At 60.2% G+C, this 21,880-nt stretch carries 17 protein-coding genes; 8 read left to right on the forward strand and 9 right to left on the reverse strand.

Annotation, left to right across the window (positions count from 1 at the left end; all coding sequences use genetic code 11):
* Positions 1-2,534 (reverse strand): DUF6531 domain-containing protein (locus BK670_RS02840; protein WP_148046999.1); only part of this gene is annotated, 2,534 nt, incomplete at its 3' end.
* 246 nt (positions 2,535-2,780) lie between these two features.
* On the opposite strand from BK670_RS02840, the gene BK670_RS02845 reads away from it, so the two are divergent.
* Positions 2,781-3,476 carry an HAD-IA family hydrolase gene (locus tag BK670_RS02845; protein ID WP_123448525.1) on the forward strand — a complete coding sequence of 232 codons (696 nt, stop codon included), beginning with the start codon at positions 2,781-2,783 and terminating at the stop codon, positions 3,474-3,476.
* Positions 3,477-3,548: 72 nt separating this feature from the next.
* Here BK670_RS02845 and BK670_RS02850 read toward each other — a convergent pair whose 3' ends face one another.
* Positions 3,549-4,295 carry a 3-oxoacyl-ACP reductase family protein gene (locus tag BK670_RS02850; RefSeq protein ID WP_093431727.1) on the reverse strand — a complete coding sequence of 249 codons (747 nt, stop codon included), beginning with the start codon at positions 4,293-4,295 and terminating at the stop codon, positions 3,549-3,551.
* A gap of 126 nt (positions 4,296-4,421) precedes the next feature.
* Between BK670_RS02850 and BK670_RS02855 the strand changes: the two genes are divergently transcribed.
* A complete protein-coding gene (locus tag BK670_RS02855) occupies positions 4,422-5,348 on the forward strand; it encodes a LysR family transcriptional regulator (RefSeq protein WP_123448526.1) in 927 nt (308 codons plus the stop codon).
* A 120-nt stretch (positions 5,349-5,468) separates the two neighbouring features.
* Here the strand turns inward: BK670_RS02855 and BK670_RS02860 are convergent, their stop codons facing one another.
* The 3 genes from BK670_RS02860 to BK670_RS02870 form a co-directional block, all read right to left on the reverse strand.
* Entirely contained in the window at positions 5,469-6,197 is a 729-nt protein-coding gene (locus BK670_RS02860) for an aspartate/glutamate racemase family protein (RefSeq protein WP_095047763.1), read from the reverse strand.
* Between the two features lie 55 nt (positions 6,198-6,252).
* Complete coding sequence (locus tag BK670_RS02865) at positions 6,253-7,791, reverse strand: NCS1 family nucleobase:cation symporter-1 (RefSeq protein ID WP_123448527.1); 1,539 nt, start codon at positions 7,789-7,791, stop codon at positions 6,253-6,255.
* Positions 7,792-8,370: 579 nt separating this feature from the next.
* On the reverse strand, positions 8,371-9,105 hold the full coding sequence (locus tag BK670_RS02870; protein WP_123448528.1) for a phosphoadenylyl-sulfate reductase: 735 nt from the start codon (positions 9,103-9,105) through the stop codon (positions 8,371-8,373).
* 164 nt (positions 9,106-9,269) lie between these two features.
* Here BK670_RS02870 and thrH point away from each other — a divergent pair, with 164 nt between their 5' ends.
* Positions 9,270-9,887, forward strand: a complete 618-nt coding sequence (gene thrH, locus BK670_RS02875; RefSeq protein ID WP_123448529.1) for a bifunctional phosphoserine phosphatase/homoserine phosphotransferase ThrH — start codon at positions 9,270-9,272, stop codon at positions 9,885-9,887.
* A gap of 109 nt (positions 9,888-9,996) precedes the next feature.
* On the opposite strand, the gene pabB is transcribed toward thrH, so the two are convergent.
* The 4 genes from pabB to rloA all read right to left on the reverse strand — a co-directional run bounded on the left by pabB (position 9,997) and on the right by rloA (position 14,654).
* Positions 9,997-11,340 carry an aminodeoxychorismate synthase component I gene (gene pabB, locus BK670_RS02880; protein WP_123448530.1) on the reverse strand — a complete coding sequence of 448 codons (1,344 nt, stop codon included), beginning with the start codon at positions 11,338-11,340 and terminating at the stop codon, positions 9,997-9,999.
* A gap of 250 nt (positions 11,341-11,590) precedes the next feature.
* Positions 11,591-12,577 (reverse strand): alpha-L-glutamate ligase-like protein, encoded by a 987-nt coding sequence (locus tag BK670_RS02890; RefSeq protein ID WP_123448531.1) that lies wholly within the window; start codon positions 12,575-12,577, stop codon positions 11,591-11,593.
* Complete coding sequence (gene rloB, locus BK670_RS02895) at positions 12,577-14,112, reverse strand: osmotic stress tolerance membrane protein RloB (protein WP_123448532.1); 1,536 nt, start codon at positions 14,110-14,112, stop codon at positions 12,577-12,579. The genes BK670_RS02890 and rloB overlap by 1 nt, the downstream gene beginning before the upstream one ends.
* A 5-nt stretch (positions 14,113-14,117) precedes the next feature.
* Entirely contained in the window at positions 14,118-14,654 is a 537-nt protein-coding gene (gene rloA / locus BK670_RS02900; RefSeq protein ID WP_008081000.1) for a retropepsin-like aspartic peptidase RloA, read from the reverse strand.
* Positions 14,655-15,011: 357 nt separating this feature from the next.
* Here rloA and BK670_RS02905 point away from each other — a divergent pair, with 357 nt between their 5' ends.
* The 5 genes from BK670_RS02905 to prpF all read left to right on the forward strand — a co-directional run bounded on the left by BK670_RS02905 (position 15,012) and on the right by prpF (position 21,849).
* Positions 15,012-15,734, forward strand: a complete 723-nt coding sequence (locus BK670_RS02905) for a GntR family transcriptional regulator (RefSeq protein ID WP_172828118.1) — start codon at positions 15,012-15,014, stop codon at positions 15,732-15,734.
* Positions 15,731-16,621, forward strand: a complete 891-nt coding sequence (gene prpB / locus BK670_RS02910) for a methylisocitrate lyase (RefSeq protein ID WP_095047757.1) — start codon at positions 15,731-15,733, stop codon at positions 16,619-16,621. The genes BK670_RS02905 and prpB overlap by 4 nt, the downstream gene beginning before the upstream one ends.
* Positions 16,622-16,767: 146 nt before the next feature.
* On the forward strand, positions 16,768-17,895 hold the full coding sequence (gene prpC, locus BK670_RS02915; protein ID WP_123448533.1) for a bifunctional 2-methylcitrate synthase/citrate synthase: 1,128 nt from the start codon (positions 16,768-16,770) through the stop codon (positions 17,893-17,895).
* Positions 17,896-18,009: 114 nt separating this feature from the next.
* A complete protein-coding gene (acnD, locus tag BK670_RS02920; protein ID WP_123448534.1) occupies positions 18,010-20,604 on the forward strand; it encodes a Fe/S-dependent 2-methylisocitrate dehydratase AcnD in 2,595 nt (864 codons plus the stop codon).
* A 54-nt stretch (positions 20,605-20,658) separates the two neighbouring features.
* A complete protein-coding gene (gene prpF, locus BK670_RS02925; protein WP_123448535.1) occupies positions 20,659-21,849 on the forward strand; it encodes a 2-methylaconitate cis-trans isomerase PrpF in 1,191 nt (396 codons plus the stop codon).
* Positions 21,850-21,880 lie beyond the last annotated feature (31 nt).

Consider the following 21,880-nt stretch of genomic DNA (forward strand, 5'->3'; position numbering starts at 1 on the left):
TTGCTCCAGACCAACCGATGCCGACTGCTGTCCGGGTAACGGATCGACAGCAATTGCCCACGGGTGTCGTAGTAGTAATGGGTGACCTGGCCGTCGGGGTCGACCGCTTCGGTGACATCGCCTTCGGCATTGCGCCGGTAGATCCACACCGCGTCGCCGCGCGAACGCCGGTACAGGAAACCGTTGCGATACTCGTAGGACGTGGGCGCCTCATCCGGCGGAATCAGCACGATCAGCCGTCCGACTTCGTCGTAGCGGTATTCGGTGACCGCACCCAAGGCATCCTGCTCGGCGATCAACCGCCCCGAAGAGTCATACGCCTTGAGCTGTTCACCACCATCCGCCTCAACCTTGCGCACCAACCGCGCACGCTCGTCGTGAACGTAAGTCTCTTCGGTGCCATCAACGTAATGCACCGCCACACTGCCGTCGTCGTTCCAGACGTAACGCGTGTCCATCTGCGAGAACGACGCCCAATGGCGCACGCAACGCGCCGCTTTTCCCGACCTTTCCCACTCCCAGAAAAAACTCGCGCCCCCAGCGAGTTGCCGCTGCAGAATCACGTGGGCGTCGTCGTAGTCGTAGCGCTCGCTGTCGCCGACGGCGTTGGTCGCTTCGATCAGGTGCGGGTAGGCGTCGTAGCGGTAACTGACCAGCGTCTGTTCGCTGTCCCAGGCACCGTCGCGAAACACCTGGTAATCGACCCCGACCAACTGCGCCCGCTCATAGCGCAACAGCAGTGAACGCCCGGCGCCGTTGTCCAGTCGCTGCACCCGGTCAGACCGATCGCGTTGCACCGTCAGACGATTGCCATAGGCATCGCTGATCGCCGTCAGCCGTCCTGCGCGAAAGTGATAAAAGCGCGCTGTGTCCCCAGCCAGCGCTAGGATCAGCTCTTCCGGTTCATCGCCAAGAAAGATCGCCGCCCGCGACAGGCTGTTGTGAATCGCCGGCCGCTCGCTACTCGGTAATGGAAAGCGGGTGCGGCGGTTTTCGTGGTCGATCCAGACAACGAAGTCACCCTCAAACGCCAGCCGATGCGCCAGCGAATGGCTCCAGCCGAAGCCCAGGCCGACATCGATCTCCGCCGCGCTGCTGCGATACAACCGCGCGAACTCGAACGGCAACACGCCGTCGAGCACGGCATCGGTCAGGGTCAGCAATTCTTCGCCAGTGACCATCGACACCGGGCAGCCGTTGGTGCAGGTGCGGGGTACGCAATCGGCGCTGTCGCCGTTGGGGTTTTTCGCCTGATCCGGCGAGTCGTCGTGGGGCTCATGCCGTTCCATCCGGCTCGAACCGCCAGGCTTGTCCCGCACAACAGGCACCGGATTCGGCACCGTCAACACCAGTGAATCGGCCTGACGGATGTTCAGCGGAATCGACGGCGTGGGTTTCAACTCAACTTCACGGGCGTGAAGCATCAGCGGCCGCAAAGCGCTCGCGTGTTTGCTCAGTTCCGGTGTCGACGTCAACTCCGCCAGGCGCAACGCTGACGCCGCCAGCCATTCCCGCGCCCGCGGCGACTTGATCTTCGCCAGCACCTTGCTGCTCAAACGCAGCGGCACGCCGACGCCACCCGACACGCGCATCAGCAGAAAACTGATCAGCAGTTCGACACGAACCTCGGCCACCACTTCAGCCAGGTATTGCGGCGGCAGCATCTTCAGCCAACTGGTGAACGCGGCCAGATGAATAAACAGCAGCGGTTCGTCACTGAGGATCAGCAGGCCATTGGCAATAGCCTCGCTGGAGGCTTGCAGCAGCGCTTCGAGTTCGACGTCGCTCAGGTACGCCAGCAGTTTTTCGCTGTTAGCCTGCAAGTCGGCGAGCAGGGCGAATATCTGTTTGATGTCGTCCCAGACGCCATTCAGGGCTTTCTCGAACCCGCGCCAATCGGCTTGTTGCAACTGACCGTAACGGTCAAGAAACCCGGAGTTGGAAAACTCCGTCCACCGCGGCTGAAATCCGGCCCATTCAGCGCGCAACCAGCCCTCCAGGCCCGCAATGACACCTTCATAAGAGGTATAAAGAGCACGCACATGGTCGGTGGATACATCGGGAAAAAAGGTGATGCGATAACGCTGGCCCCGATCGCAATCGGTCACTTGCAGAATGCCGCTTGGGCCGATGGTGTGGTGCAGCGGTTCGCCGAAGGTCAGCACACCGCCGACATCGGCTATCACCGGCTCAAGCGTAACGGGAGTGTCGCCAATCGGCACAAACCGCGCGGCGTCGAACATGTGCACCAGCGTCAACGTCCCACTGGCCGAGCACATGACCACCGATGAACTGAGCGGCTGGCGCGACTTGATCGGCGCGCTGAGGCGCACGTCGTTGCCGACGGTGAAGACCTGCTCGACATCCAGCGCGGTTCCTGTCCAGAACTGCTCGGCCCAGGCGTCGTAGTTGTTCAGGCACAGGCGGAACTCGCGAATCAGGTTTTCAAAATCCGGCTCGTCGGGATTCAGGGCGGCAACAATGAGTAGGCCAATGCTGTTGTTCAGAGCCAGAAGCCGATCGGGTTGAAGCATGGGCAAGCACTCGCGCACGTGAGGAAAGAGGTGCGCGGACTTTGCTGGGGATCAGAGAGGAAAGAAGTCGGGCGAGTAGGCGTTATCTGTAGGATGTTTCGCTAAATGCCTGCGAGTAGTTCATCGCCCAAGAAACATTGGCCGTTGCTCAATGTCTGTCGCGCTCGTTATGCTGCTGAACCCTTTAATCAGATCCGAGCAGCGGTTCACCTGCCGCCTGGGATGTCTTTGTTAACGGATCCGATGATGAATGCACCGCTGAAGGCGTTCGGCCCGATCAAGGCCGTGATTTTCGATATGGACGGTTTGTTGCTGGACACCGAGGGCATTTACACCGAAGTCACTTCGCTGATTGCCCAGCGTTACGGGCGCACCTTCGACTGGAGCGTCAAGCAGAACATCATTGGTCGCGGGGCCAACGACCTGGCGAGCTACGTGGTGCAGGCGCTGGATCTGCCGATCACCGCCGAAGAGTTTCTGGTGATCCGCGAGCCGCTGATGCGTGAGCGTTTCCCCAAGGCGCAGGCGATGCCGGGCGCCGAGGAACTGATACGCCACCTCAAGGCGCACAATATTCCCATTGCCGTGGGCACCAGTTCGTCGCGGCAATCGTTCGGGCAGAAAACCACCCTGCACCGCGACTGGTTCGCGCTGTTCGACTTCATCGTCACGGCAGACGATCCGGAAGTCGGCGCGGCGAAACCGGCACCGGATATCTTCCTGACCGCTGCCCGCCGTCTGGGTGTGGCACCTGAGGATTGCCTGGTGTTCGAGGATTCGCCGTTTGGCGTGACCGCAGCAAAAGCGGCGGGCATGACGGCCATTGCCATCCCCGACGCTGCCATGGCTGATGAAAAATACGCACACGCTGACGGGATTCTTCGCACGCTAAAAGCGTTCACCCCGAGTGCCTGTGGTTTGCCGGCGCTGGAATGGGCCTGAACCCCTGAAACAAAAAACGCCGCCCCTCTGTGAAAAGAGGGGCGGCGTTTTTCGTTCAGGCAGCGCGGGATATCAGGCGCCGAAACCACCGTCGATGGTCAGGCTGGCACCGGTGATGTAACCGGCTTCCGGGCCTGCCAGGTAGGCGACGAAACTGGCGATTTCTTCGGCTTTACCGTAGCGACCGACCGCCATCAGCGGGATCAGGCTTTCGGCGAAGTCACCGTGCGCCGGGTTCATGTCGGTATCGACCGGGCCAGGCTGGACGTTGTTGATGGTGATGCCGCGCGGGCCGAGGTCGCGGGCCAGACCTTTGGTCAAACCGACCAGCGCCGATTTGCTCATGGCATACACACCGCCACCGGCGAAGGGCATGCGGTCGGCGTTGGTGCTGCCGATGTTGATGATGCGTGAACCTTCGCCCATGTGCTTGGCGGCTTCTTGCGAGGCGATGAACACGCTGCGCACGTTGATGGCCAGGGTCTGGTCGAAATCTTCCAGGGTGAAATCTTCCAGCGGTGCGACAGCGAGCACGCCCGCGTTGTTGACCAGAATGTCGAGGCGGCCAAAGGCTTCAACCGTGGCGCTGACCGCGTGGCGAATGGCGGCGGCATCGGCGCTGTCGGCCTTGATCGCCAGGGCTTTGCCGCCGCTTGCGGTGATGCTGTTCTGCAACTCTTCGGCTTTCGCGGTTGAGCTGACATAAGTGAAGGCTACTGCAGCGCCTTCAGCGGCCAGGCGTTTGACGATGGCGGCGCCGATACCACGGGAACCGCCTTGAATCAGAGCGACTTTGCCGCCGAGGTGTTGAGTGGTCATGTTCGATCTCCAGATGGTTCAAGGCGGAATGCCTTGGTGTTGGCGCCGATTATCGGCGTGGTATCGACAACTGTGTAGACCATGATTGCTATAGTCTGTGTAAACCAAAAGTTTATAGTGACGATCATGGAAACCTTCAGCAGTATCGAATGCTTCGTGCGCAGTGCCGAAGTCGGCAGCTTCGCCGAAGCGGCACGACGCTTGAGTCTGACCCCGGCGGCCGTTGGCAAAAGTGTGGCCAAACTGGAGGGGCGGCTAGGCGTACGGCTGTTCCAGCGTAGTACACGCAGCCTGACGCTGACCGAGGCGGGGCAGCTTTTCCTGGATCAGGTCAGTGGCAGTCTGACGACGATTCAGAATGCCGTGGCCAATCTGTCCAGTGTTGAAGGGCTTCCGGCCGGGACGCTGAAAGTCAGCATGGGCGCCGCGTTTGGCTGTTTGCACATCGTGCCGATGCTCGGTGAGTTTCTGCGGCGATATCCCGCGATTAGTCCGGACTGGCATTTCGATAACCGACAGGTCGATCTGATCGGGCAGGGCTTTGATGCGGCCATCGGTGGCGGATTCGAGCTTCCGCCAGGCGTGATTGCGCGCAAGTTGAGTCCGGCGCACCGGGTATTGGTGGCCTCCACCGATTATTTACAGGCCCATCCCGAGGTCCTTGATCCGGACGACCTCAACCATCACGACGGCATTTTGATTCGCTCACCGCAAACCGGGCGTGTGCGTTCCTGGCAACTGGTCGGACGCAATCCGCAGAACTGTCGCCCGTTGATGCTCAAGGCGCGGATGACCTTGAGTGATTCCGAGGCCGCATGTGCCACGGCGGCGCAAGGGTTGGGGATTGCGCTGGTGAGCATGCCGTTTGCGGTCGGGTATCTGCAGGCGGGGAGGTTGCAGCGGGTGTTGCCGGACTGGTTTGTCGATGACGGCAATATCTCGATCTATTACGCCGAGCACAAATTGCTGCCGGGCAAGACGCGGGCGTTTGTTGATTTTCTGATTGAGCAGTTTGCGGAGCAGGGGTTGGCGCGGCGGTTTAGTGCGATTTGAGCATGGCTTAATAGCGAGTTGCGTCCTTCGCGAGCAGGCTCGCTCCCACATTTGGAATGCATTTCCCCTGTGGGAGCGAGCCTGCTCGCGAATGGGTCGACTCGGTTTTCGCTGATGATCTCAGCGGGCAAACCGCCCCGGCCAGCCAATGATGTTCTTCGGTCGCGGCGTTGCATAAGTCCGCACCTTCGACGTCGACAAGCGCAAGCGCACCAGCGATTCCGCAATCGTCACCGCCGCCGTCACGCCATCCACCACCGGCACGCCGGTACGTCGACGAATCTGCTCATCCAGCCCGGCCATGCCGCCGCAGCCCAGGCAGATCACCTCGGCTTTATCCTGCGTCACCGCCAGTTCTGCCTGGTGCACGATGGCTTCCAGGGCGCGCTGCGGCTCATGCTCCAATTCCAGAACGGCCAGACCACTGGCCCGCACCGATGCACAACGATCCCACAGACCAGAGAGTTTCAGCCGATCCTCGATCAGCGGCACTGTGCGATCCAGCGTAGTCACCACCGAATAAGCGTGGCCGAGAAACATCGCCGTGCTCGCCGCCGCATCAGTGATATCCACCACCGGCACGTTGAGCAATTCCTGCAGGCCTTCGCGACCATGCTCGCCGTAACCGGCCTGAATGACCGCATCGAACGGTTGATCGTAGGCCATCACCCGATCCATGACCGCGATAGCGGCCAGGTAGCTTTCGAAGTTGCCTTCGATCGAATCGGCGCCGAAGTACGGCGTCAAACCGACGATTTCGGTACCGGGCGAGGCGACAGCCTGCGCCGAGCGGGCAATGGCCTCGGTGATGGATTCGGTGGTGTTGACGTTGACCACGAGAATACGCATGGGGGAATCCTTATAGCGGGCAGTTCTGCGGCCCGAAGTCCGGGCCGCGAGGGAATTAATGGCAGACGTTGTCGACAGCGATCGATTCGCCGCTGATGTCGGCGTAGTGCGGTTGGCGTTTGGCAATGATCAGGTAGAGCATTCCGGCGATCCCGGCGCCGATCAGCCAAGAGAACGGCGAGACACTGTGGAAACCCGGCACCAGCGCCAGGACGATGGCGATCAGCGCCGCAGGAATAAATGCCGCCACCGCACGGAAATTCACCCCGCGGCTGTAGTAATAAGCGCCGTCGGGATCTTCGCTGTAGAGCTGTGGGACATCGATCCGGCCTTTGCGGATCAGCCAGTAGTCGACCATGATCACCCCGTACAACGGGCCGAGCAGGGCACCCAGACCCGACAGGAAGTACACGATCACCAGTGGGCTGTTGTAGAGATTCCACGGCAGGATCAACACGGCGATGGTCGCGCTGATCAGCCCGGCGCGGCGGAAGGTCAGGTACTTCGGCGCCAGGTTACTGAGCACGAAGGCCGGGGCGACGAAGTTGGCCATGATGTTCACCGCGACGGTGACGATCAGGAATGCCAGGCAACCGAGCACCAGGAAAAAGGTGTTGGGAATCGAGGCAATGATCTCGGTCGGGCTCTCAATGATCCGGCCGTTGATCTGAAATTGCGCGCCGCAGAGCAGTACGGTAATCGCGGCGAACACCAGAATATTCACTGGCAAACCCCAGAAGTTTCCGACCTTGATGGTCTTGCGGCACGGCGAAGAGCGGGCGAAATCGCAGAAATTCAGAATCAACGTGCCGTAGATCGCCAGCCACAGTGCGCCGCCGGCAAAGATGTTGCGCCACATCTCGCCACCGGTTAGCGGCTCGCGGATCGACCAGGCGATGGTCGCGTTGGCCTGGAAGTACATCCACGCGGCGAGGGCGGCGACGGTCAGCAGAATCACTGGCCCGGCAAACGCTTCATAACGGCGGACCATTTCCATGCCGTAGGCGAGGATCGCCAGTTGCACGAACCAGATCGCCACGAAGCACACCCAACCCAGCGACGACAGACCAAGAATCGAGTCGTGGTCGTATTCGGCGAATCCGGGATGGACTGCAGTAAGCAATACGCGAAACACCACTGACGCCAGGTACGTCTGAATGCCGAACCAGGCAATGGCGATAACCGCCCGGATCAGTGCAGGAATTTGCGCACCGTGGATGCCGAAACTGATCCGGCTGATCACCGGAAACGGCACTCCGGTTTTCTGCCCCATGTAACCGGACAGGTTCATGAAGAAATACACCAGCGCCGCGCCGATCCCCAACGACAGCAGAATCTGCCAGCCCCCCAGGCCCAGCGCGTACAGACCGATGGCGAACGAATAGTTGGCGATGTTGTGCACATCGTTGGTCCACAGGGCAAAGATGCTGTATTTGCCCCAGCGTCGGCCTTCGGCCTTGGTCGGCGCCAGATCACTATTGTGCAGACGCGGACTCAGTTGCAGCGGCTCGGTCAGGCCGTCATGGGGCGACGGTTGATCGAGAGCAGAGGCGGGCAGATTCAGCGCGATGTTATTGGAGAGACTTGTACGCATTCCGGCAGGCTCCTGATGTTCAGGGCCGCGATGACTGTGCATGAGCCGTCAGGCTCGACAAATCTTCGTCGCGGCAGTGAAACCATCACTGGTTACGGGGCATCTGCAGCCTGTACGGGATAGGGCGCTTCAGGCTTGCGGATCGAAAGTGGTTTTATGTTCAGCAGTTTTGTATGCAAAACATGTATGCACTAAAGCCAGATTTGTGCCAATCGCGAATCTATAGGCGGTGTTACTCATTTCGAAAAGTTATCGATGAACATTAACTCTTTGAAAATAAGTGGTTAAAAATTGACCGTTCGAACAGCTATTTATTTTTGGCGGGTGGATTTGGCGGCAGGCGAGGGCGAGGTTTTTTCTGGCAGGATGTAACTTTTCAGGGCGTGCAAACAAAAAAGTGCACACATAAATGGCACCGATGGTGACATTCGTGTGTACACATTTTTAAGGTCGTGCAGGTGCAAAATGTGGGAGCAAGCCTGCTTGCGTATGCGTTGGATCAGTCAATGAAGATGTCGACTGAGACTACGCCTTCGCGAGCAGGCTCGCTCCCACAGGAGATGTCGCTGGAATTGGAGATCAGGCCTTGCTGATGATATTCCCGGCATGCAACCCGCATTCTTTCTGCGTCGCCTCTTCCCACCACCAGCGGCCTTCGCGCTCGTGCTGGTTGGGCAGAACCGGACGGGTGCACGGCTCGCAGCCGATGCTGATAAAACCGCGCTCATGCAGGCTGTTGTACGGCAGTTCGAGCATGCGGATGTAGCCCCAGATCTCTTCGCTGGTCATCTGTGCCAACGGGTTGAACTTGTACAGGGTGCGCTCCGGGGTGGAGAACGCGGTATCGATTTCCAGCACTGCCACGGCACTACGAGTGCCCGGGCTCTGGTCGCGGCGCTGGCCGGTGGCCCAGGCTTTGACGCCGGACAGTTTGCGGCGCAGCGGTTCGATCTTGCGGATACCGCAGCATTCGCCGTGGCCGTCCTTGTAGAAGCTGAACAAGCCTTTTTCCTTCACGAACGGTTCAAGCCTGGTGTAGTCCGGCGACACCAGTTCGATGTCGATCTTGTAGTGCTCGCGCACCTGATCGATGAAGCGGTAGGTCTCCGGGTGCAGACGGCCGGTGTCGAGGCTGAACACCTTGACGTTCTTGTTGAGCTTCCAGGCCATGTCCACCAGCACTACATCCTCGGCGCCGCTGAAAGATATCCACAAGTCATCGCCGAACTCGGCAAACGCGAGTTTGAGGATGTCCTGGGCGGATTTGTTGGCATAGGTCGTGGCGAGTTCCACGACGTCGAACGTTGCACTCATCAGGGCGGCTTCCTACAGGTCGGTGGCGCTGGGCGCTCTATATGGGCCTGATGGTAACAAAAAGCTGCGCGACTCGGGGCGTGCTGTGCGTTGCGCGTGTGGATGCGAGTCGCTAGAGTTCGGCCTCGCTCGACTCAAATAATCAGTACAAACGGGAGTGTCTTGTGGAAATTGCTTGCCTGGATCTTGAAGGGGTGTTGGTGCCGGAAATCTGGATCGCCTTCGCCGAAAAAACCGGAATCGAATCCCTCAAGGCCACCACCCGGGACATTCCCGATTACGACGTGCTGATGAAGCAACGTCTGCGCATCCTCGATGAGCACGGCTTGAAGCTGTCGGATATCCAGGAAGTGATCGCTACATTGAAGCCGCTGGACGGCGCAGTGGAGTTCGTCAACTGGCTGCGCGAGCGCTTCCAGGTGGTGATTCTGTCGGACACGTTCTATGAGTTCTCGCAGCCGCTGATGCGCCAACTGGGTTTCCCGACGTTGCTTTGCCATCGTCTGATTACCGATGACAGCGGGCGAGTGACCAGCTATCAGTTGCGTCAGAAAGATCCCAAGCGTCAGTCGGTGCTGGCGTTCAAGAGCCTGTATTACCGGGTGATTGCGGCGGGGGATTCGTATAACGACACGAGCATGCTGGGCGAGGCCGACGCCGGGATTCTTTTCCATGCACCGGAGAATGTGATTCGTGAGTTCCCGCAATTTCCTGCGGTGCACACCTTTGCCGAGCTGAAGCAGGAATTCCTCAAAGCCTCAAACCGCGACCTGAGCCTGTAACCAATCCCTGTGGCGAGGGAGCTTGCTCCCGCTCGGCTGCGCAGCAGCCGCAAAGATCTTGGGAGCGCTTCGCACTCCAGCGGGAGCAAGCTCCCTCGCCACAGAAAAGCTAGAGGTTTTTCAGGGTTTCCAGGAGGATCTTCACTTTGGTAATCGACTCCTGATACTCCGCCTGCCAATCCGAATCCGCGACAATCCCGCCTCCGCCCCAGCAGCACACCTGCCCATCCTTGACCAGCAGACTGCGAATCGCGATGGAGCTGTCCATCTCGCCACGCACGTCCAGATACAGCAATGAGCCGCAATACAAACCGCGTCTCGTCGGCTCCAGCTCATCAATGATCTGCATTGCGCGGATTTTCGGTGCGCCAGTGATCGAGCCACCGGGAAAGCTGCCGGCAATCAGGTCCAGTGCATCGCGATCATCCGCTAGCTCACCGGTGACGCTGCTGACCAGGTGATGCACATTCGGATAGCTTTCCAGACTGAACAGCTCCGGCACCCGCACCGAACCGATGCGGCAGGTGCGCCCGAGGTCGTTGCGCAGCAGGTCGACGATCATCAGGTTTTCTGCGCGATCCTTGGGGCTGGCCAGCAGTTCGGCGGCGTTGGCCGCATCTTCGGCCGGGGTCAGGCCGCGCGGGCGGGTGCCTTTGATCGGCCGGGTCTCCACCTGACGTTCGCTGACTTTGACGAAGCGCTCTGGCGACAGGCTCAACACGGCACCGCCGTCAGGCAAGCTCTGGAAACCGGAAAACGGCGTTGGGCAGGCCTTCCGCAACGCGCAATAGGCCAGCCATGGGTCGCCCTGACACGGCGCGCGGAAACGCTGGGCGAAGTTGACCTGATAGCAGTCGCCAGCCTGAATGTAATGCTGAATGCGTTCGAACGCCTGACGATAATTGTCGGCCGAGAGATCGGCGGTCATCGGCTGGTCCAGTTTGAACGGCACCATCGATTCAACAACCGGCTGACTGAACAGCGCGATCAGGCGCTGTTTCTCGCTATCGATTACGGATGGATGAAACACCAGTTGGCTGCTGGCCGCCTGGTGATCGCTGATCAGCGCCCAGTCGTACAGGCCAAAACGGGCGTCCGGCAACTGCAGATCATCCAGCGCCTGGCTTGGCAGGTTTTCCAGATGGCGGCCAAAGTCGTAGCTCAGGTAGCCGATCAAACCGCCGGCGAAGGGCAGCTCGCAACCCATTGGCAAATCTGCCTCGCCAAGACGGGTCAGATTATCCCGCAGGCGTTGTAGGAATACGCTGCCGCTTTCGTCGGGCAACACCGCCAGTTGTTCCAGCGGCCAGGCGCTGAGCAGGTCATAACGGCCACGATCGGCACTCGGCCGGCCGCTGTCGAGCAGCACGGCGCCGGGGGCATTGCGGATAGCCGAGAAATAGTCGGCGGGATTGGCGCGGTAGGGCAGTGGGTGTACGGAACAGGTCAACATGGGCGGGGCAGATCGGCCGTTGAGGCGGGGTGGGGATTGTAGTCCTCTCAGGGAATCGCTCCTAGAGGGGATGTCGGGATGTGGCACATCAGCAGCGGCTGACTAGTTGTCTGTGGCGAGGGGGCTTGCTCCCGCTGGACTGCAAAGCAGGCCCAAATCCAGCTAAATCGGTTTTTCAGAAACACCGGGTCAACTTGTTTGCGACTGCTGCGCAGCCGAGCGGGAGCAAGCTCCCTCGCCACAAAAATACTCAGCCTTCCACAGCAGGAATATGCCCAAACATCTCCTGAGTAAACGCCACGCGCTCTTCAACCGTTTCCGTCACCCCACGCGCCTTTAGCTCTTCCAGCCGCGCTTCAACCGCGTGCGTACGCAACGTCAGCCCACAGTCGTTAGCAATCTGAATATTCAGCCCCGGCCGCGCATTCAGCTCCAGAATCAGCGGGCCTTTCTCCTGATCCAGCACCATGTCCACGCCGATATACCCCAACCCGCACAGTTCATAGCAGCCCGCCGCGAGTTTCATGAAACCGTCCCAGTAGGGCAGTTGCACGCCGTCCACCGCGTTGGTGGTGTCAGGGTGTTTGGCGATGATGTTGTTCAGCCAGGTGCCGCGCAACGTCAGGCCCGTGGCCAGGTCGACTCCGACGCCGATGGCGCCCTGGTGCAGGTTGGCCTTGCCGCCGGATTGCCGGGTCGGCAAGCGCAACATGGCCATTACCGGGTAGCCCATCAGCACGATGATGCGAATGTCCGGCACGCCCTCGTAGCTGATGCTCTTGAAGATTTGATCCGGAGTCACGCGGTATTCGATCAGCGCGCGGTCACGGTGGCCGCCCAGCGAATACAAACCAGTGAGGATGCTCGAGATGTGATGCTCCAGCTCCTCATGAGCAAGGATCTTGCCCGACACCGTGCGATAGCGACCCTCGAAACGGTCGGCGATGACAATGATGCCGTCACCGCCAGCGCCTTGGGCCGGTTTGATCACGAAATCGTTGCGCCCGCCGATGATCTCGTCGAGCTTGTCGATTTCCTTCTCGGTGGAGATCACGCCATACAGCTCCGGCACGTGAATGCCGGCCTTGATGGCGCGCTCCTTGGTGATGATCTTGTCATCGACGATCGGGTACAGGCTGCGCTTGTTGTACTTGAGCACGTAGTCGGCATTACGCCGATTGATGCCCATGATGCCCCGTGCTTCCAAGGCCTTCCAGGTCTTCCAGAAACCGAACATCAGTGATCAGCCTTGTTCAGGAACGCCTTGAAACGCACCAGTTCAGTCAGGCGGTAGCCGCGATAACGCCCCATCGCCAGCATGAAACCGACCAGAATCAGCAGGATCGCCGGGAAGGTGAACACGAAGTAGACCAACTCAGGCACGGTCATGATCAGGTGTGCCAGGGACGCCGCGAACAGCGTGCCGATCGCGACTTTCATCGCATGGCTGGCACCGCGCTCTTCCCAGGTGATCGACAGGCGTTCGATGGTCATGGTCAGAATCACCATCGGGAACAGCGCCACCGAGAGACCGCGCTCCAGGCCGAGCTTATGGCTGAACAGACTGATCGCCGCGATCAACACCACGACGAAGGTCAGCACCACCGAGAGTCGCGGCAGCATTTGCAGCTTCAAGTGTTCCAGATACGAACGTAATGACAGGCCCAGCGCGGTGATCACGGTAAACAGCAGAATGCCGAAGCCCAGCTGCGTTTCGCGGAAGGCGAGGGCGATCAGCACCGGGGTGAACGTGCCGAGGGTCTGCAGGCCGATCAGGTTGCGCAGAATCAGGATCACCAGCACGCCGATCGGGATCATCACCATGATCATGAACGTCTGCTGAGTCTGCAGCGGCAAGCCGTACAGCGAGTATTCGAGGAAGTTGGCGTCGGTGTTTTCGTCGGTCAGCTTGGCCAGACGAATCGCGTTCATCTCGCTGTTATTCAGGCTGAAGGTCACGTTGGCTTTCTTGCCGCCGTCGACGGTGATCAGGTTTTCATCGCCGGTCCACCACAGCAGCCGATCGGTCGGCAGGCCTTGCTCACCGGTTTCCGGGTTGAAGTACAGCCAGTCATTACCGTTGAAGCTGCGCAGCCACAGTTCCGGCGTTTGCGGCTGGTCGGCGACGAGGCGGATGGTGTGGACTTTTTCCACCGGCACGTGGGCAATGGACAGCAGCAGTTCGACGATTTTGGCTTTGTGCGGCGTCGACGGATCGCCGGCCAGCAGCAGTTTCACGTTGTCGTCGTTGACGTTGTTGACGCGTTTGATCGCCTCGCCAATAAAGGTTTCGACATCGGCGGAGTGCTGGCGGATCGGCGCGAGCAGGGCTTCGGCGGCGATTTTCTCAGGGCCTTCGATGGCCATGCTGTCGCGGAAGGTCGGGCCTTTGATCTTGGATTTTTCGGCGGTGTAACGCTTGGTCAGCACCAGACGGTAATAAAGGGTCTGGTTGCCCTTGGCCCGACGCGCCGACCAGGTCACCTTACGGTTGCCGTCGACGCGGTTCACGGCGACGCCATAGTTATTGGAGATAAAACTCTCGTTGAGGCTGACGTAGTCGCGGCTCAACGGTGGCACGAACATCTGGATCTTCACTGGATCCTTGGTGCTGGCGACGAACTCGACTTTGGCGTCGATGTTCCACAAGTCGTCGGTGGCGTCTTCGGTCACCGGGATGCCGAGCACGAAAATCTGATAGGCCGTAACCGAAACGCCCAGGAGCACCAGAATGGTGATCAGGATTTTCAGGTGGAAGGTTAGAGAACGCATGGAAATTACTCGGCGGTATGAGCGGCGATGGTGCAGGCGGGTTTGCCGGCAGCGTATTTAAGACTGGGGTCGACCAGCGCGTCGAAGCGTTTCAGCGCTTCGGAGCCGATCAAAAGCGGATATTGGAACGCACTTCGGTCGGTCAGGTTCACTTCGATGCTGCGCAGCGCCGTGCCCATGCAGATATCCAGCTCGATCACCGGACGGGCGGTGTACTTCTTGCCTTCCTCCGGGTCGTAGTCGCCGGCGCGACGCTTGATCTTGCTGACCCGCGCCAGCGGCCGTTCGATCGGGTGCGAATGCGCGGCGTCGATGGCCAGGTAGAAACGTACCCAGGATTCACCGTTGCGTTTAAAGCGTTTGATGTCGCGGGCACTCAGCGAGGCGGTTTTCGCGCCGGTGTCGAGTTTGGCCGCAACTTCCAGATTGATGCCGTCAAGCGAAGCATATTCGTTGAGGCCGTACACGGTTTTTTCCCCCGCGGCGGCGAGGCCGGGCAGGCAAAACAGGGCGAAAAATGTGGGAAAAGGCTTGAGTCTCATAAATCCTGGTGCGCAGCGTTCCGTTTTCGGTTCAGGTCCTTGGCAAAACTTGCGCAAGGCCCTTCGTGTGCCTATCAGCTTTTTATGACAAGCCGTACAAATGGCCAGCAAATGCGGGCGGCATTCTAGCACGGTGGTTTTATGGCGCCAGCGCTGGGGCGGGTCTATAGAAGATCAAAAGATCGCAGCCTGCGGCAGCTCCTGCCTTGGATTTGCGTGCGCCCTGTAGGCGCTGCCGAAGGCTGCGATCTTTTAAGGTTATTAGACGATTGTCGACAATACCTATTTATCCTTTGACTGATGCCAGTGAATTGGCTAGTTTTTGCCGCATTGGATTTAAAGGTGTCGACAATCATGCTGGATCAACTCGATCCCCCGGTCATCAGCGGCGACGATTCCGAGACACTCTCGGAAAACGTCTTCCGGCGTATTCAGGCGGCCATCGTCAAAGGCGAGATCGCCCCGGGCAGCAAGATCTCCGAGCCCGAGCTGGCGCGCACCTACGGCATCAGCCGCGGGCCGTTGCGTGAGGCGATTCATCGGCTCGAAGGCCAGCGCCTGTTGGTGCGCGTACCGCACGTCGGCGCGCGGGTGGTCTCACTCAGCCACGCCGAGCTGCTCGAACTCTACGAAATCCGCGAATCCCTTGAAGGCATGGCCTGCCGTCTGGCGGCCGAACGGATGAGCGTCGAAGAAATCGACGAACTGCGCCGGGTGCTGGAAACCCACGAGCGCGATGCGGCGTTTCAGGCCGGTGTCGGCTATTACCAGCAGGAAGGCGATTTTGACTTCCACTACCGGATCATCCAGGGCAGCGGCAACCGCACGCTGACGCAAATGCTCTGCGGCGAGCTGTATCAATTGGTGCGCATGTACCGCATCCAGTTTTCCACCACGCCGAACCGCCCGCGCCAGGCCTTTGCCGAACACCACCGGATTCTCGATGCCATCGCCGACCGTGACGGCGAACTCGCGGAATTGTTGATGCGCCGGCACATCGGCGCCTCGAAACGCAACATCGCCCGTCATTACCAGGACGGCGCCCACAATAAGACAGCCACTGAACGAGGTGAGTCATGAGTTCCAACCTGAACACTCCAGGCCAGCGTTTCCGCGATGCGGTCGCCAGCGAGCACCCCTTGCAAGTGGTCGGCGCGATCAACGCCAACCACGCGCTGCTGGCCAAGCGTGCCGGTTTCAAGGCGATCTACCTGTCCGGTGGCGGGGTGGCCGCAGGTTCTCTTGGCGTGCCGGATCTGGGGATCACTGGTCTGGATGACGTGTTGACTGACGTTCGACGGATTACCGATGTATGCGATCTGCCGCTGCTGGTCGACGTGGATACCGGTTTCGGCTCGTCGGCGTTCAACGTCGCGCGTACGGTCAAGTCGATGATCAAATTTGGCGCGGCGGCGATTCACATCGAGGATCAGGTTGGCGCCAAGCGTTGCGGCCACCGTCCGAACAAAGAGATCGTCAGCCAGCAGGAAATGGTCGACCGCATCAAAGCTGCGGTCGATGCGCGTACCGATGACAGCTTCGTGATCATGGCGCGTACCGATGCGCTGGCGGTTGAAGGTCTGGAATCGGCACTCGATCGCGCAGCGGCGTGCATCGAGGCCGGCGCCGACATGATCTTCCCGGAAGCCATCACTGAACTGGAGATGTACAAGCTGTTCGCCAACCGCGTGAAAGCGCCGATTCTGGCCAACATCACCGAGTTCGGCGCGACGCCGCTGTACACCACCGAGCAACTGGCCGGCGCCGACGTGTCGCTGGTGCTGTATCCGCTGTCGGCGTTCCGCGCGATGAACAAGGCTGCAGAAAACGTCTACACCGCGATCCGCCGCGACGGCACGCAACAGAATGTCATCGACACCATGCAGACTCGCATGGAGCTTTACGATCGCATCGACTACCACACCTTCGAGCAGAAGCTCGATGCGTTGTTTGCCGCGAAAAAATGATTGAAAGATCAAAAGATCGCAGCCTCGTTTCACTCGACAGCTCCTACAGGAACGCGGTCGATGTAGGAGCTGCCGAAGGCTGCGATCTTTTGCGAACAACACCGTAATTGCAGATTCCCTAACAAATTCAAAAATTGGAGACAGCAATGGCCGAAGCAAAAGTACTCAGTGGCGCCGGGCTCCGTGGCCAGGTCGCCGGGCAAACCGCACTGTCCACCGTGGGCCAGGCCGGTGCCGGGCTGACCTATCGCGGCTACGACGTGCGTGAACTGGCAGCCGATGCACAATTTGAAGAAGTCGCGTATCTGCTGCTGTACGGCGAGTTGCCAACGAAAGCGCAACTCGACGGATACCAAGGCAAGCTGAGCAAGCTGCGCGACCTGCCGCAAGCGCTGAAGGAAGTGCTCGAGCGCATCCCGGCCGACGCCCACCCGATGGACGTGATGCGCACCGGTTGCTCGTTCCTCGGCAACCTCGAGCCGGAGAAAGACTTCTCCGAGCAGCGCGACAAGACTGACCGTCTGCTGGCCGCGTTCCCGGCGATCATGTGCTACTGGTATCGCTTCAGCCACGACGGCAAGCGCATCAACTGCGTCAGCGACGAGCCAACCATCGGCGGCCACTTCCTGCACCTGCTGCACGACAAGAAGCCAAGCGAACTGCACGTCAAAGTGATGAACGTTTCGCTGATCCTTTACGCCGAACACGAATTCAACGCCTCGACCTTCACCGCACGGGTTTGCGCCTCGACGCTGTCCGATCTGTATTCCTGCGTCACCGCTGCCATCGGTTCGCTGCGCGGCCCGTTGCACGGCGGCGCTAACGAAGCGGCGATGGAAATGATCGAGCGCTTCTCGTCGCCGGAAGAGGCGATCAAAGGCACCCTCGGCATGCTTGAGCGCAAGGACAAGATCATGGGCTTCGGCCACGCGATCTATAAGGACAGCGATCCGCGCAACGAGGTGATCAAGGGTTGGTCGAAAAAACTCGCGGACGAGGTCGGCGACAAGGTGTTGTTCCCGGTCTCCGAAGCCATCGACAAGACCATGTGGGAGCAGAAGAAACTGTTCCCGAACGCCGATTTCTACCATGCCTCGGCGTACCACTTCATGGGCATCCCGACCAAGCTGTTCACGCCGATCTTCGTCTGCTCGCGCCTGACCGGCTGGGCCGCGCACGTGTTCGAACAGCGCGCCAACAACCGCATCATCCGTCCAAGCGCCGAGTATGTCGGCGTTGAACAGCGCAAGTTCGTGCCAATCGAACGTCGCTGAATGGTGAGCTGACCCGATCCCGGAAAACACCGCAGCTCCTACAGCGGGTGGGTGATTTTCGAGGTCGGTGTCGTGCCCACCCTTTGAAACTACCGTGACCCGAGTCCTGACCCGATGAACACTGAATTCCGCAAAACCCTGCCCGGCAGTCCTCTGGATTATTTCGACGCCCGCGCGGCTGTCGAAGCAATCCAGCCCTGCAGTTACGACACCCTGCCGTACACCTCCCGCGTGCTGGCGGAAAACCTCGTGCGTCGCTGCGACCCGGCCACGCTCACTGACTCCCTCAAGCAACTGATCGAGCGCAAACGCGACCTCGACTTCCCGTGGTTCCCCGCGCGCGTGGTGTGCCACGACATTCTCGGCCAGACTGCACTGGTCGACCTCGCCGGCCTGCGCGACGCGATCGCCCAGCAGGGCGGTGACCCGGCACAGGTCAACCCGGTGGTGCCGACGCAATTGATCGTCGACCACTCGCTGGCGGTGGAAGCGGGCGGTTTCGACAAGCAGGCGTTCGAGAAGAACCGCGCCATCGAAGACCGTCGCAACGAAGACCGTTTCCACTTCATCAACTGGACCAAAAAAGCCTTCAAGAACGTTGATGTAATCCCGCCGGGCAACGGCATCATGCACCAGATCAACCTGGAGAAAATGTCTCCGGTGATCCAGGTGCGCGACGGCGTGGCGTTCCCGGACACTTGCGTCGGAACCGACAGCCACACCCCGCACGTCGATGCGCTGGGCGTGATCGCCATTGGCGTTGGCGGTCTTGAAGCCGAGAGCGTGATGCTCGGCCGCGCGTCGTGGATGCGCCTCCCGGAAAGCGTCGGCGTCGAACTGACCGGTAAGCTGCAACCGGGCATCACCGCCACCGACATGGTGCTGGCGCTGACCGAATACCTGCGCAAACAGAAAGTGGTTGGCGCGTGGCTGGAGTTCTTCGGCGAAGGCGCGGCGGCGCTGACCCTCGGCGACCGCGCGACCATCTCCAACATGGCCCCGGAATACGGGGCTACGGCGGCGATGTTCTACATCGACCAGCAGACCATCGATTACCTGAAACTCACTGGCCGCGAAGACCAGCAAGTGCAGCTCGTCGAGCAGTACGCCAAGCTCACCGGCCTGTGGGCGGACAGCCTGAAAGGCGCGCAATACGAGCGCGGTCTGACCTTCGATCTGTCGTCGGTGGTGCGCAACATGGCCGGCCCAAGCAACCCGCACGCTCGCGTTGCGGTGTCGGATCTGGCCGCCAAAGGTATCTCCGGGCAGTGGGATGACGTGCCGGGGCAAATGCCCGACGGCGCGGTGATCATCGCCGCCATCACCAGTTGCACCAACACCAGCAACCCGCGCAACGTGATTGCCGCCGGGCTGCTGGCGCGTAATGCCAACAAGCTTGGCCTGACCCGCAAGCCGTGGGTGAAATCCTCGCTGGCGCCGGGTTCGAAAACCGTGGCGCTGTACCTCGACGAAGCGGGGCTGACCACGGAGCTGGAGCAGCTCGGTTTCGGCGTCGTCGCCTTCGCTTGCACCACGTGCAACGGCATGTCCGGCGCGCTCGATCCGGTGATCCAGCAAGAGATTATCGACCGCGATCTGTATGCGACCGCTGTGCTCTCGGGCAACCGCAACTTCGACGGCCGCATCCACCCGTACGCCAAGCAAGCGTTCCTCGCATCGCCGCCGCTGGTGGTCGCTTACGCGATTGCCGGGACCATCCGTTTCGACATCGAGAAGGATGTCTTGGGCGTGGTCGACGGCAAGGAAATCCGCCTCAAGGACATCTGGCCGAGCGACGAAGAAATCGACGCGGTGGTGAAATCTTCGGTCAAGCCTGAGCAGTTCCGTCAGGTCTACATTCCGATGTTCGCCGTCCATGAAGACACCGGCCCGAAAGTCACGCCGCTGTACGACTGGCGCGAGATGAGCACCTACATCCGCCGTCCGCCGTACTGGGAAGGTGCGCTGGCCGGCGCGCGTCCGCTGAAGGGCATGCGCCCGCTGGCGGTGCTGCCGGACAACATCACCACCGATCACCTGTCGCCATCCAACGCAATCATGCTCGACAGCGCTGCTGGCGAATACCTGGCGAAAATGGGCCTGCCGGAAGAGGACTTCAACTCTTATGCAACCCACCGTGGCGACCACTTGACCGCACAGCGCGCGACCTTCGCTAACCCGAAACTGTTCAATGAAATGGTTGTGGAAAACGGCAAAGTCAAACAGGGTTCGCTGGCGCGTGTCGAGCCGGAAGGCAAAGTGATGCGCATGTGGGAAGCCATTGAAACCTACATGGAACGCAAGCAGCCGCTGATCATCATTGCCGGCGCCGATTACGGTCAGGGTTCGTCCCGTGACTGGGCGGCGAAAGGCGTGCGTCTGGCCGGTGTCGAAGCGATTGCCGCTGAAGGTTTCGAGCGCATTCACCGCACCAACCTGGTGGGCATGGGCGTGTTGCCGCTGGAGTTCAAGCCGGGCACCGACCGTCACACCCTCGCCATCGATGGCAGCGAAACCTATGACGTGGTTGGCGAGCGCAAACCGCGCGCGGACTTGACGCTGGTGATCCATCGCAAGAATGGCGAGCGTGTTGAAGTACCGGTGACCTGCCGTCTGGATACCGCTGAGGAAGTGTCGATCTACGAGGCCGGCGGCGTGTTGCAGCGCTTCGCTCAGGACTTCCTCGAAGAGTCGGCGGTTGCCGTTTAAAACAAGTTAAGTGACCAAGGGATGATGAGTCCCTTGGTCCTTTGAGGAGCAACCATGGCTCACGCACCACAAATAAAAATCCCCGCCACCTACATGCGCGGCGGCACCAGCAAAGGCGTGTTTTTCAGCCTCAAGGATCTGCCCGAAGCTGCACAGATTCCCGGTCCGGCTCGCGACGCTTTATTACTGCGCGTGATCGGCAGCCCCGACCCGTACGACAAGCAAATCGACGGCATGGGCGGCGCCACCTCGAGCACCAGCAAAACCGTGATCCTGTCGAAAAGCATCAAGGCTGATCACGACGTCGATTACCTGTTCGGCCAGGTCTCCATCGACAAACCATTCGTGGACTGGAGCGGCAACTGCGGCAACCTCTCGGCAGCGGTCGGTTCGTTCGCCATCAGCAACGGGCTGGTCGATGCCAGCCGCATTCCACACAACGGCGTGGCGGTGGTGCGTGTGTGGCAGGCCAACATCGGCAAAACCATCATTGCCCATGTGCCGATCACCAACGGCGAAGTGCAGGAAACCGGCGATTTTGAACTCGACGGTGTGACCTTTCCGGCGGCTGAAGTGCAGGTTGAATTCATGGATCCGGCAGCGGAAGAAGAGGGCGGCGGCGGTTCGATGTTCCCCACCGGCAACCTCATCGATGAGCTGGAAGTGCCGGGTGTTGGCACGTTCAAGGCGACCATGATCAACGCCGGCATCCCAACCATTTTCGTCAATGCCGAAGACATCGGTTACACCGGCACTGAACTGCAAAGTGCGATCAACAGCGATACGAAAGCGCTGCAGATGTTCGAGACCATTCGTGCTTATGGCGCGCTGCGCATGGGCCTGATATCGAATCTGGATGAAGCGGCGAAACGGCAGCACACGCCGAAGGTCGCGTTTGTCGCCAAGCCTGCGGCGTATGTGGCGTCCAGTGGCAAAGCGATTGGCGCGGGTGATGTGGATTTGCTGGTGCGGGCGTTGTCGATGGGCAAGTTGCACCACGCGATGATGGGCACGGCGGCGGTGGCGATTGGTACGGCGGCGGCCATTTCCGGCACCTTGGTCAACCTCGCGGCCGGTGGTGTCGAGCGCAACGCCGTGCGCTTCGGGCATCCGTCCGGCACCTTGCGCGTGGGTGCCGAAGCCAGCCTTGAAAACGGCGAATGGATCGTCAAAAAAGCCATCATGAGCCGTAGCGCGCGTGTCCTGATGGAAGGCTACGTACGCATCCCCGGAGATTCCTTCTGACCCAGTACATATCCCCCTCGTAGGCGCTGCC

The organism is Pseudomonas fluorescens (genome assembly GCF_003732425.1).
Classification (GTDB): Bacteria; Pseudomonadota; Gammaproteobacteria; order Pseudomonadales; family Pseudomonadaceae; genus Aquipseudomonas; species Aquipseudomonas fluorescens_BE.

Bases quoted from the DNA above. Each gene is read 5' to 3' on its own strand.
- BK670_RS02845 (WP_123448525.1), top strand. From the start codon at position 2,781: ATGAATGCACCGCTGAAGGCGTTCGGCCCGATCAAGGCCGTGATTTTC.
- BK670_RS02850 (WP_093431727.1), bottom strand. From the start codon at position 4,295: ATGACCACTCAACACCTCGGCGGCAAAGTCGCTCTGATTCAAGGCGGT.
- BK670_RS02855 (WP_123448526.1), top strand. From the start codon at position 4,422: ATGGAAACCTTCAGCAGTATCGAATGCTTCGTGCGCAGTGCCGAAGTC.
- BK670_RS02860 (WP_095047763.1), bottom strand. From the start codon at position 6,197: ATGCGTATTCTCGTGGTCAACGTCAACACCACCGAATCCATCACCGAG.
- BK670_RS02865 (WP_123448527.1), bottom strand. From the start codon at position 7,791: ATGCGTACAAGTCTCTCCAATAACATCGCGCTGAATCTGCCCGCCTCT.
- BK670_RS02870 (WP_123448528.1), bottom strand. From the start codon at position 9,105: ATGAGTGCAACGTTCGACGTCGTGGAACTCGCCACGACCTATGCCAAC.
- pabB (WP_123448530.1), bottom strand. From the start codon at position 11,340: ATGTTGACCTGTTCCGTACACCCACTGCCCTACCGCGCCAATCCCGCC.
- BK670_RS02890 (WP_123448531.1), bottom strand. From the start codon at position 12,577: ATGTTCGGTTTCTGGAAGACCTGGAAGGCCTTGGAAGCACGGGGCATC.
- rloB (WP_123448532.1), bottom strand. From the start codon at position 14,112: ATGCGTTCTCTAACCTTCCACCTGAAAATCCTGATCACCATTCTGGTG.
- rloA (WP_008081000.1), bottom strand. From the start codon at position 14,654: ATGAGACTCAAGCCTTTTCCCACATTTTTCGCCCTGTTTTGCCTGCCC.
- prpB (WP_095047757.1), top strand. From the start codon at position 15,731: ATGAGTTCCAACCTGAACACTCCAGGCCAGCGTTTCCGCGATGCGGTC.
- prpC (WP_123448533.1), top strand. From the start codon at position 16,768: ATGGCCGAAGCAAAAGTACTCAGTGGCGCCGGGCTCCGTGGCCAGGTC.
- acnD (WP_123448534.1), top strand. From the start codon at position 18,010: ATGAACACTGAATTCCGCAAAACCCTGCCCGGCAGTCCTCTGGATTAT.
- prpF (WP_123448535.1), top strand. From the start codon at position 20,659: ATGGCTCACGCACCACAAATAAAAATCCCCGCCACCTACATGCGCGGC.